The 10,570-nt window shown below is 72.7% G+C and carries 11 protein-coding genes and 1 pseudogene; 6 read left to right on the top strand and 6 right to left on the bottom strand.

Translation table 11 applies throughout. The features are described 5' to 3' along the window. Positions 1–415 precede the first annotated feature (415 nt). Positions 416–1,363 (bottom strand): mycothiol synthase, encoded by a 948-nt coding sequence (mshD, locus tag ACFP6A_RS07735; protein ID WP_379602938.1) that lies wholly within the window; start codon positions 1,361–1,363, stop codon positions 416–418. A gap of 151 nt (positions 1,364–1,514) precedes the next feature. On the opposite strand from mshD, the gene ACFP6A_RS07730 reads away from it, so the two are divergent. Continuing rightward, positions 1,515–1,967: a thioredoxin family protein gene (locus ACFP6A_RS07730; RefSeq protein ID WP_379602937.1), complete on the top strand. Its 453-nt coding sequence runs from the start codon at positions 1,515–1,517 to the stop codon at positions 1,965–1,967. After that, complete coding sequence (locus ACFP6A_RS07725) at positions 1,960–2,382, top strand: DUF4395 domain-containing protein (protein WP_379602936.1); 423 nt, start codon at positions 1,960–1,962, stop codon at positions 2,380–2,382. The genes ACFP6A_RS07730 and ACFP6A_RS07725 overlap by 8 nt, the downstream gene beginning before the upstream one ends. Before the next feature lie 44 nt (positions 2,383–2,426). Here the strand turns inward: ACFP6A_RS07725 and ACFP6A_RS07720 are convergent, their stop codons facing one another. After that, the gene (locus ACFP6A_RS07720; RefSeq protein WP_379602935.1) at positions 2,427–2,768 is read right to left on the bottom strand and encodes a NifB/NifX family molybdenum-iron cluster-binding protein; all 342 of its coding nucleotides are present in this window, start codon (positions 2,766–2,768) and stop codon (positions 2,427–2,429) included. Positions 2,769–2,827: 59 nt separating this feature from the next. Here ACFP6A_RS07720 and ACFP6A_RS07715 point away from each other — a divergent pair, with 59 nt between their 5' ends. Beyond that, positions 2,828–3,409, top strand: coding sequence for a low molecular weight phosphatase family protein (locus ACFP6A_RS07715; protein WP_379602934.1), 582 nt, complete (start codon positions 2,828–2,830; stop codon positions 3,407–3,409). A gap of 68 nt (positions 3,410–3,477) precedes the next feature. On the opposite strand, the gene ACFP6A_RS07710 is transcribed toward ACFP6A_RS07715, so the two are convergent. Continuing rightward, on the bottom strand, positions 3,478–4,761 hold the full coding sequence (locus ACFP6A_RS07710; protein ID WP_379602933.1) for an alkaline phosphatase family protein: 1,284 nt from the start codon (positions 4,759–4,761) through the stop codon (positions 3,478–3,480). A 191-nt stretch (positions 4,762–4,952) separates the two neighbouring features. Between ACFP6A_RS07710 and ACFP6A_RS07705 the strand changes: the two genes are divergently transcribed. Then, entirely contained in the window at positions 4,953–6,200 is a 1,248-nt protein-coding gene (locus ACFP6A_RS07705) for an EAL domain-containing protein (protein ID WP_379602932.1), read from the top strand. A 395-nt stretch (positions 6,201–6,595) separates the two neighbouring features. On the opposite strand, the gene ACFP6A_RS07700 is transcribed toward ACFP6A_RS07705, so the two are convergent. Then, complete coding sequence (locus ACFP6A_RS07700; protein WP_379602931.1) at positions 6,596–7,042, bottom strand: hypothetical protein; 447 nt, start codon at positions 7,040–7,042, stop codon at positions 6,596–6,598. 157 nt (positions 7,043–7,199) lie between these two features. Between ACFP6A_RS07700 and ACFP6A_RS07695 the strand changes: the two genes are divergently transcribed. Continuing rightward, the gene (locus ACFP6A_RS07695) at positions 7,200–8,651 is read left to right on the top strand and encodes a sugar transferase (protein ID WP_379602929.1); all 1,452 of its coding nucleotides are present in this window, start codon (positions 7,200–7,202) and stop codon (positions 8,649–8,651) included. A gap of 15 nt (positions 8,652–8,666) precedes the next feature. Here ACFP6A_RS07695 and ACFP6A_RS07690 read toward each other — a convergent pair whose 3' ends face one another. After that, complete coding sequence (locus ACFP6A_RS07690; protein WP_379602927.1) at positions 8,667–8,978, bottom strand: hypothetical protein; 312 nt, start codon at positions 8,976–8,978, stop codon at positions 8,667–8,669. 14 nt (positions 8,979–8,992) lie between these two features. Here ACFP6A_RS07690 and ACFP6A_RS07685 point away from each other — a divergent pair, with 14 nt between their 5' ends. After that, entirely contained in the window at positions 8,993–10,111 is a 1,119-nt protein-coding gene (locus ACFP6A_RS07685; protein WP_379602925.1) for a glycosyltransferase family 4 protein, read from the top strand. A 65-nt stretch (positions 10,112–10,176) separates the two neighbouring features. On the opposite strand, the pseudogene ACFP6A_RS07680 reads toward ACFP6A_RS07685, so the two are convergent. Then, positions 10,177–10,353 (bottom strand): annotated as a pseudogene (locus ACFP6A_RS07680) (IS3 family transposase); the annotation flags it as partial. Between the last annotated feature and the right edge of the window lie 217 nt (positions 10,354–10,570).

The raw sequence follows: 10,570 nt of genomic DNA, 5'->3' as shown, positions 1-10,570 counted from the left end.
GTCCCTCCCTCGGTGATCATGCAATCCCGCCACCTCGCACAGGGCCTCGTGGCCCCGCGGCCGGCCCGCAGAATGCTGCGTTCGGGGCGCGACATGCCGGCTAGGCCGTGACGGACCCCGCGCGCGAACGAGGTCCGTGACCGAGAGCGGGCCCAGCGTCGCAGGGTCGCCGGAGCCGCCAGCGCCGCCACAGTCACCAGAGCTGCCAGACCGGCCAAGGCCGCGAGGGTCCATCTGCTGTCGCCGACGCGGTCGAGGTGGGGCCCTGGGGCGGTCATACGACCCCGTCTCGATGTGGACGTGTTCCGGGGTGGCGGGATTGCATGATCACCGAGGGGGGCGGGGGCGGGCAGGGTGGCGGGATTGCATGATCACCGAGGGGGGCGGGGGCGGGCAGGGTGGCGGGATTGCATGATCACCGACGGGTGGGGAGGGGGTGGGCGTACTGGACGTCGGCGGAGGAGCGGGTGAACCCGAGCCCGGAGTAGACCCGGACGGCGGGGTCGTTGTCCGCCTCGACGTACAGCAGCACCTCGCCGAGATCCTGGCGGGCCAGGTGGTGCAACCCGGCCAGGGTGAGCACCCGGCCGAGCCCCCGCCCCTGTGCCGCGGGGGCGACCCCGACGACGTACACCTCTCCGACTGGCCGCTGGTCGCCCTCGGCGGGGTGGGTCTTCGTCCAGTGGAACCCGAGCATCTCCCCGGTCGCGGCGTCCTCGGCGACGATGAAGCCGTCGGCGTCGAACCACGGCTCGGCCATCCGCTCCCGCAGGTCCCGCACCGTCATCGCGCCCTGCTCCGGGTGCTCCGCGAAGGCGGCGGCGTTGAGCGCGACCCAGGCGTCGTCGTCCTGACCGGGCCGGAAGGCGCGCAGCCGCACCCCCGGCGGCACGGTGAGGTCGGGCAGCGGGTCGGTCGCCGGGCGGCGCATGACCCACAGCTCGCGCACCTTCACCAGCCCGAGGGCCGCAGCCAGCGCCCGGGCCGCCGGCAGGTCGCCGTGGGCCCAGAACCGCGTCCGGGGCCCGTGGTCCAGGACGGCGGTGACCAGCCGGCGGCCGATCCCCCGCCGGCGGTGGTACGGGTGGACGACGACCTCGGCCGACGCGCCGTCCGCGCCGGTGGCATCGTCCCCGCCGGTGGCATGGTCCCCGCCGGTGACGCCGGCCCAGCCGACGACGTCCGAGCCGGCGAGCGCGAGGACCAGCCGGAGCCCGTCCCCGCCCCGGCGCAGGGCGAGGTCGGTGTGCTCCGACACCGGGCTGGCGCCGTCCTGCGCGACGGCGGCGGCCACCAGGGCGGTGACCGCCTCGACGTCCTCGGGAGCCAGGTGGTCGGGGGTCGTGATCCGGACGTCGTTCACCCGGCGCAGCCTACGAGTCGCGGCGACTGCCGCACGGGCCGGCGATCTCGCGCGGCCCGGCCCGGTGCCCGTGTCGCCGACGTGTCTGAACAACTCGTCCGTGATGCGGACGCCGGGAAGTGCCAGGACCGAGGTGCGGTTCCCTGCCGACGTGACCGACAGCCTCATCGTGCGCTTGCTGCTCCTGGCGCTGGTCGCCGCCTTCGCCGTCGTGGCCGGGCTGTGGCTGCGCCGCCGGGACGGGAGGGACCACGCCGTGCAGACCAGTGAGGTGCTGACCTCTACCGACCTGGGCGGCGCCGCCCTCGGTGAACGGGCCACGTTGGTTCAGCTGTCCAGCGCGTTCTGTGCTCCGTGCCGCCAGGCCAGGGCCGTGCTCGGACGTCTCGCCGCCGCGACGCCCGGGGTGGCGCACGTCGAGCTGGACGCCGAGCACCACCTCGACCTCGTCCGTCGCCTCGACGTGCGGCGCACCCCGACGGTGCTCGTGCTGGACGCCGCCGGCCGGGTGGTGCGCCGGGCGTCCGGGGCCCCGACGCTCGAGCAGGCGGCGCACGCCCTGGCAGCGGCCGTGCCGCAGGCCGCGGAGGTGCGGCATGGCTGACCTGGCCCCCATCGACGTCCGCGGCCCGCGCTTCGCCGCCGGGGTGACGACGGTCGTGCTCGCGCTGGTCATGGTGCTCGGCGACGGGACCCCCGGGGTGGCCCTGCTCGCCGTCCAGGCTGTCGTGTTCGCGCTCGGCGCGGTCGGGCGCGGCCCGTACGGCTGGGTGTTCGCGCGGCTCGTGCGCCCCCGGCTCGGCCCCACCCGCGAGACCGAGGACCCGCGGCCGCCGCGGTTCGCCCAGGCCGTGGGCCTGGTGTTCGCGCTGCTCGGCCTGGTCGGCGGGCTCACGGGCGTGACGTGGCTGTTCCTGCTGGCGGTGGCGGCCGCGCTGGTCGCCGCGTTCCTCAACGCGGTGTTCGCGTTCTGCCTGGGCTGCGAGCTGTACCTGCTGCTCAGGCGGGTGACGGCCTGACGGCCTGACGGCAGGCACTCCTGACGGCACGCACCACGGCGGGACTACTCCGCGGCCGACTCCGCCAGGGCGGCACGGACCGCCTCGCGGGCGGGGCCACCGGCACCGAGCACGGTGCGGATCTGCATCGTGCCGAGCATGCGCGTCATCCCCTCGCCCATGTGGCCGGCGACGACGACGTCGACGTCGTGCTCCCGCAGGAAGCGGGCGATCCGTGCGTGGTGCGACCCCTCGGTGCCCTCGTCGTGCAGGACGTCCCAGCGGACGTCGTGCTCCTGCCAGTCGGTGATGTCGCCGTCCTCGACGACGGCGACGGCGACGCGCTCGGCCTTGCCCCACCGCCGTCCGGTGCTGCCGTCGGACTCCAGGGGGATGCATACGTTCATGAGCCCAGTAGACACCCGGGGCCGGCCGACGTCGTCGGCGCACTCGCCAGACTGGTGCCGTGACGTTCCGCATCCTCACCGTCTGCACCGGCAACGTGTGCCGCTCCCCGATGGCCGAGCGGTTGCTGCGCAGCGGGCTGGCGGCCCGCTGCGGCGAGCAGGCCGCGACCGTCGAGGTCTCCAGCGCGGGGACCGGCGCCCTGGTCGGGGAGGCGATGACCGACCCGACCCGTGACCTGGTCACCCGGCACGGCGGGGACGCCGCGGGGCACCGGGCGCGGATGCTCGCCGAGCAGATGGTCGCCGAGGCCGACCTCGTGCTGCCGCTGACCCGGGCTCACCGCGCCGCGGTCGTCACGCTGCACCCCCGCGCGGCGCGGCGGACCTTCACCCTCCGTGAGGCCGCCCGCCTGGCCGGGGCCGTCGACCCCGCCGAGCTGCCCGAGGGCCCGCTGGAGGCGCGGCTGCGTGCGCTCGTGCCCGCGCTCGCCGCCAAGCGGGGGTTCGTGCCGGTCACCGACCCGGCCGAGGACGACGTCGTCGACCCCTACCGGCGCGGCGAGGAGGTGTACGCCGCGATGGCCGCGTCGCTCGTGCCGGCGGTCGAGGCGCTGCTCGACGCGGCGTGCGGACAGCGGTGACGCGGCGGCCGGGCGCGGACCCGGTCCCCGCGTGCCGTTCGCCGCGGGTCGCCACCCGCCCCGGGCGGTCAGCTGCTCGGCAGCAGGGACTCCGTCAGCACCCGGCCCTGGACGGCGGCCGGCGGGTCGGCGTCCAGCAGCGCCGAGACCGTCGGGGCGACGTCCACGTGACGGGGGTCCGCCGGAGCCGCGCCGGGACGGATCCCCTTGCCGGACAGCAGGAACGTCACCGAGATCTCCTGGGACGTGCCGTGCCGGCCGCGGGTGTACGGGGCGTCCGCGGCGAACATCGCCCACCCGGGCTCGGGCTCGACGACGAGGTCCCCGTACTGGGGTGCCATCCGCCAGGCCGCCTGCTGCTCCTTGTCCACCACCGAGTCGATGCCCTCGACCGAGGCGATCGCCGCCCGGACGACGTCCAGCGCGCCCGGGTCGGCGGCGGCGTCGCCGATGAGGTGCACCGAGGTCAGGCCGCCGCCGGCCAGGACGACGTCCGTGCCGGGCGCGGGGCTGCGGCCCGAGGAGACCCACTGCGCCTCGTACCCGGTGGCGTCCACCGCGGCCTCCGTCTGTGGACCGTTGACCCGGTCGTAGGAGGTCATGCCGTGGTCGCCGACCAGGACGAACGTGGTCTGGTCGTACGACCCGGCGCGGCGGGTGGCCTGGACGACCCGGCCCACCTGCTCGTCGACCCGCCGCAGCGCCTCCTCGATCTCGGTGCTGTCGTCCCCGGTGGCGTGGCCGGCGGCGTCCAGGTCGTCGCAGTAGACGGCGAGCAGGTCCGGCACCTCCGGGACGACGACGTCCTGGTCGCCGGAGCGGACCGGCCGCCCGTCGAGGATCGCCACGGCGTCGTCCCCGCGGCGAGTGCAGTCCCCGCCCGGCTGGGTGTACAGGCCCTGCGGGTCGCCGTACTGGACGCCCTTGTTCTGCAGGATGAACCACTGCACGGACGCGATCGTGCGGCCCTGCCGGCGCAGCGACTCGCCCAGGCCCTCCACCGCGCTGGCCCGGGACTGACCTCGGACGACGCCGGCCTCCTCGTCGTAGTAGTAGGCCGCGTTGAGGTGCCGCTCCGGCCACGCGCCGGTGGAGACCGACGTCCACGACTGGTTGGTCACCGTCGCCATGACCCCGGTGCCGGTCGTGACCGACCCGCGCCGGGCGAGCGCCTCGATGTTGGGTAGCGGCACCCGGCCGTCGAGGTACTCGGCGTCGAAGCCGTCGATCGCGAACAGGACGACCTTGGGCTCCGGCGGGGCGGCGGTGGCGGGACCGGCGCCGACGGCGGCGGCCAGGGCTGCGGAGGCGAGGGCACCGGCGGTGAGCGCGGCGGGGCGGAGGTTCGGCATGGGCCTGGACGGTAGGCAGGCGGGTGGACCGGCGAGGGACCGCCGCGCCAGCACACCGTGAAGAACGGGTGAAATCCGGCATTCGGTACCTGAGCGTCGATGCGCCTGCGCCGTAGCCGGTCCGTTCCGGTAGGGACCTTGGTCACCTGCACGACCTCAAGTGCCACCCGGTCCCGCCGATATGTGGCGTTATGCGCGAGGACCGGGAGACGTCAGGCCGGACGTGGGTGCCGATGGGGCGGGCGCTGGCCGCGTCGACGCGCCTGCCGTGGCCGGTGGCCGGTGCCCTCACTGCGGCCTGGATCGCCGGCGCCTGGCTCGCCACCCTCGCGGCCGGAGGTTCGCGCACGGTGCTGCCGCACCTGTTCTACGTGCCGGTCATCCTCGCAGCCAGCCGGTTCGGCTGGCGCGGTGCGACGCTGACCGCGGTCGCGGCCGGCCTGGTCGCCGGTCCGTTGACGCCGGTCGACGTGGCCAGCTGGACGCCGCAGCCCGTGCTCAACTGGATGGGCCGGCTGGTCGCCTTCCTCGTCGTCGGCAACCTCGTGGCCTGGCTGACCGCGGAGTCGCACTGGAGCGTCGTCCAGCGGGTGCACGACGTCCGGGTCTCCGCATCCATCCAGCGTGCCCTGGCGCGTGGCGAGCTGTGGGTCGCCTACCAGCCGGTCGTCGAGCTGGACTCCGGCCGGGTGCGTTCCTTCGAGGCGCTGTGCCGGTGGACGCACCCTCAGCGCGGACCGGTGCCGCCGGCGGAGTTCATCCCGGCCGCCGAGCGCACGCCGGTCATCCATCGGGTCGGGGCGTTCGTGCTGCGCACGGCGCTCGCCCGCCTGGCGGAGATGCTGCGGGACGACGACCGGCTCGTCATGTCGGTCAACGTCTCGGCCGCACAGCTCACGGACCCCGGCTTCGTCGCTACGGTGCGGCGGGCGCTGTGGGAGGCCGACGTCCCGGCCCCGCGGCTGTGCCTGGAGCTGACGGAGACCGCGATCCTCGCGGACGTGCCCGCTGCCGTCAGGCAGCTCAAGGCGCTGCGGGCGCTCGGCGTGCTCATCGCCTTGGACGACTTCGGCGCCGGGGAGTCGTCGTTGGCCTACCTGCACCAGTTCGACGTCGACATCGTCAAGGTGGACCGGTCCTTCGTGGCGGCGGCGCCGGGCAACCCCAAGTCCACCCGCATGGTGAACGGCATCGTCAAGCTCGCGACGTCCCTCGGGGCCGTGGCGCTGGCCGAGGGCATCGAGACGGACGCCGAGCGCGACGTACTGCGTGCGGCGGGCTGCCACTTGGGCCAGGGGTACCTGCTCGGCCGCCCCGAGGACGGCGCGGCGGCTGCGCAGCGGGTGACGGCTCAGAGGTCCGCGGGAGGCGAAGGCCGCCTGACCCGGGCAGCGCGCCCCTCGGGCCCGGTCGACCCGCCCCGGGGTTCGCGCCGGTAGTGGTGGTGATGTGGCCTCTACGCGGGCCGGATGACCACCATTTCCGGCGCGAACCTGTGGCGAGGACGGCGGTGGGGCGTCACCGTGTGTCCCATGTCAGGCCGGCCGGCCGACTGACCCCCGTGCCGCAGTGCGGCGGTCAGACCTGATGCCGTACGCAAACCCCCTGGACGTCGCGCCGGCCGCGCCCATGCGCCGCACCATGGTGTCCGCACCCTGAGCCGACCTGACGCCTTCCCTTGGGGGGTTCGCGCCCGTAGTGGTGGTGATGGGGGGTCTACGCGGGCCGGATGACCACCACTACCGGCGCGAACCTCCGGTGGGGGACGGCGGTGGGGGACGGCGGTGGGGGACGGCGGTGGGGGACGGCGTGGGGCCACGGCGCGTACCCGACGTCACCTGCCGAGGAGCGTTGCCGTCGTGAAGATGGCGGTCATCACGGTGATGACACCGATCATCCACCGGGTCTGGGTGACCATGCCTGCCATCAGGTCGGCACGCAGGGTCTCGAGGCGCGTGGCCAGGTCGGCGATGTCGTCCTTGACCTCGGTGCGGACGCCGGCGATGTCGTCCTTGAGCTCGGTGCGTAGGTACGCGATGTCGTCCTTGAGCTCGGTGCGTAGGTACGCGATGTCGCCCCTGAGCTCCGTGCGGACGCCGGCGATCGTCGCCGTCAGGTCTGCCCGCAGCAGGGCGGTCTCGTGCTCGACGTCGCCGCGGCGGGCGAGATCGCTCCACCCGGCCGGCGGGAGGTGGTTCATGAGCACATCAGCCGCCTCGGTCCCCAGCGCGCATGCCGCCTGTTCGTACAGCAGGTGACGCGATGACTCGTCGACTGCCATGGTGCCACCTTCGGTGATCGCCGGCCCAGGATCCGCCCCCCGAGACCGCCTCTCAGCGTCGCAGAACCCATCCGGCGTCCAGCGCTTGTCCACAACCTCGCTGCTAGCCTCCCCGCCACGGGGCCCGGGGGCCCCGGGGGAGGACGGGGATCGCGGCGTGCACACGGGCCGGACGGCAGTTCGCAGGACGACGTGGGCGGCCCGCTACAAGCGGCGCCTCGCGGTCACCGACGCGCTCGTCCTGCTGTGGGCCGTGCTCGGCGCGTACCTCACGCGGTTCGGCATGGACGACGCCGCCGCCCTCGACCTTGGCGGCTTCGCGCCGAGCTACCTGGCGCTGTCCCTGTTGCTGGGTGTGGTCTGGTTCGGCGCCCTGACCTCCTTCGACACCCGCGACCCGACGGTGATCGGTGTTGGCTACGAGGAGTACCGGCGCGTCGTGGACGCAAGCGTGCGCCTGTTCGGCCTCATCGCGATCGTCGCCTACCTGACGCGGACCGACGTGGCCCGCGGCTTCCTCCTGCTCGCCTTGCCCGCCGGCCTGGCCATGCTGCTGGTCAGCCGGTGGATGTGGCGCAAGTACCTGCACCTGCAGCGTCGCTTTGACCGCTGGTCCGACCGGGTCGTGGTTGTCGGCGCGGCGGGCCACGTGCGCGACCTGACGAAGAGCCTGCAGCGGGAGAAGCACGCCGGCTACCACGTCGTGGGCCTGTGCGTCTCCGACGTCGACGAGCGAGGTGCCCAGGAGCTGCGTGACGAGCTGGGCGTCCCCGTCCTCGGCGACCCGTCGGACGTCGTCCGCTTGGCGGGGGAGGTGGGCGCCAGTGCCGTGGCGGTCGCCAGCGTGGAGCGGTACGAGGAGCTCAGCGACCTCGGCTGGCAGCTCGAGGGCACCGGTACCGACCTCATCGTGGCCCCGAGCCTCGTGCAGGGCGCCGGCCCACGGGTGCACACGCGCCCGGTCGGCGGTCTCGCGCTCCTGCACGTCGAGGCGCCGCGCTACGTCGGAGCCAACAAGGTCGGCAAGACGCTGTTCGACCTCGTCGTCGCGTCGGCGTGCATCGTGGTGCTGAGCCCGCTGCTGGTCACGATCGCGCTGCTCGTGCGGTTCACCGACCCGGGTCCCGTCATCTACCGCCAGCGCCGGATCGGCCTGAACGGCGCGCCGTTCGACATGCTGAAGTTCCGCACCATGGTGGTGGACGCCGACACGCGGCTGGCCGAGCTGATCGCGGCCAACGAGGCGGCCGGGCCGTTGTTCAAGATGCGCGACGACCCGCGCGTCACCCGGGTGGGCCGGGTGCTGCGCCGGTACAGCCTGGACGAGCTGCCGCAGCTGTTCAACGTCCTGAACCGCACGATGAGCCTGGTGGGCCCGCGTCCGCCGCTGCCGCACGAGGTGGCGACGTACGAGGAGCGTGTGGCGCGGCGTCTGCTGATGCGACCGGGGATGACCGGGCTGTGGCAGGTGAGCGGCCGGTCGGACCTGTCGTGGGAGGACAGCGTGCGCCTCGACCTCTTCTACGTCGAGAACTGGTCGATCACCGAGGACCTGCTCATCCTCGCCAAGACGCTGCGTGCCGTGGTGAGCAGTCGCGGCGCGTACTGACGGTGCGCCAGATGGTCACGTCAGCACGTTCGCCGCGGTGAACACCGTGGCCAGCACGGTCAGGACGCTGACCATCCACCGCGTCTGGGTCACCATCTCGCCCCTGAGGTCGGCGCGCAGGCCCGCCAGTTCGCTCTTGAGGTCGGTGCGCAGGCCCGCCAGTTCGCTCTTGAGGTCGGTGCGCAGGCCCGCCAGTTCGCTCTTGAGGTCGGTGCGCAGGCCCGCCAGCTCGCTCTTGAGGTCGGTGCGCAGACCGGCCATCTCGCCCCGGAGGTCGGCGCGCAGCAGTGCCGTCTCGTGCTCGACGTCGGAGCGCCTCGCACTCACGCGCGGAGCCCGCCGTGTCCGCTGATGAGGAGGCGGTCGGCTCTCGGGTGCTGATCATCGGCCAGCTGCCGCCCCCGATCCACGGCTCGTCAGCGATGACTCGTCTGCTTGCCGACCGGCTGGCGGGTGCCGGCTATACGGTCGACGTTGTGAGCAAGGATCTCAGCCGGAGCGCGTCAGAGATCGGCTCGGTCACCCCTCGGAAGCTCCTCCGAGCGTTCGGATCCATCAGGCGGATCCGTCGCGCCGTGAAGAGGGGCGCACCTGATGTCTGCGTGTTCTTCGTGAGCAATCGCCTTGCCTCGTTCCTGCTCGACTGTAAGATCGCGGCCTGGCTTCGACGTCGACGGCTGCCCTACATCAGTTACATCCACGCCAACGGGTACGCGGCCCTCGCCCGACGTTCTCCCTGGCTTGGCAGCCAGGTGCAGACGTTGCTCGGCGGCAGCCATGCCGTCGTCGTGCTCGGGGAGGCGATGAAGCCCGATGTCCTTCCCTTCACCGAAGATGCGATCGCCATCCCGAACGCCGTTCCCGACGTCGCGGGCGACTACCCCCCAGAGTCGAGGCGAGCGCAGCGCGTCACGTTCATGTCGAACCTCCTTCCCGAGAAGGGCGCGGACGCATTCATCAGTCTCGCCGCCGCGCTGCATGCCTCCCATCCGGACGCGGAGTTCATCGTCGCCGGCACCACCAGCGACCAGGGCTATCTCTCGTCGCTTCAGGACCGGGCTTCCGAGTACGGCCTCGGCGACAACCTCCGGTTCACCGGCCACGTGAGCGGGGACAAGAAATGGCGGCTGCTCGCGTCAACGGACGTCTTCGTCTTCCCGTCCACCTACCCGCTCGAGGCGCAGCCTCTGACCGTCGTTGAGGCGATGTCGATGTCGATTCCGGTCGTCGCATACGACACGGGCGGCCTCGCTGACCTCGTGCCGCCGTGCACCGGGCGCCTTGTCCGGCCCGGTGACATCGGCGGCCTCGTCACGGCCGTCGCCGAACTGCTCAGCGACGTCGACCTCTGCCGCGCATCGCGCAAAGAATCGCGCGAGGCATACGAGCGGAATCACTCAGTTGAGGCCTTCACCCATTCCTGGCGGTCACTGCTGGCCCGCGTCGTCAGTCGCGGCTGAGCCCTGATCCACGTGCGCCGTGAGTGGGCTGGTGGATCTTATGCGGACGGTGACATTTGCATGTTTCATGCGGCGATTGAGTAGTTTTGCTTGTACTCGTCGACGACCTCGGACGGAGTCTTGTAGCGCAGGCCTGAGTGAAAACGTCGACGATTGTAGAACACTTCGATGTACTCGGCAATAGCTGCGCGGGCCCTTTTCCGGGTCGGGAACACGGTGCGGTACCCGACGACGGCCTTGGACCTGAGTTCGGTCACCCACTCACGGTGGGGTGGGGTGGCGCGCCGTTGACCTGGGACGATGCCGCGCTGGGCGGGCAGATTCAGGCACTAATTGGTGCCTTAGCCTCGGTCTTTCATGCTGCCGGTGGGTGGAGTCCGGATCGCCGATTTTGAGTGGTCCAGGTCACCCGGGCGGGTCGGGGGTATGGCAAGGGCCCGGCTGTCGCGCCGAGTGGGC

It is taken from the genome of Quadrisphaera sp. GCM10027208, assembly GCF_042658805.1.
Taxonomy (GTDB): domain Bacteria; phylum Actinomycetota; class Actinomycetes; order Actinomycetales; family SCSIO-59966; genus SCSIO-59966.
Note: the sequence above shows the minus strand (reverse complement) of the source record. Positions and strands in the feature narration are given on the sequence as shown.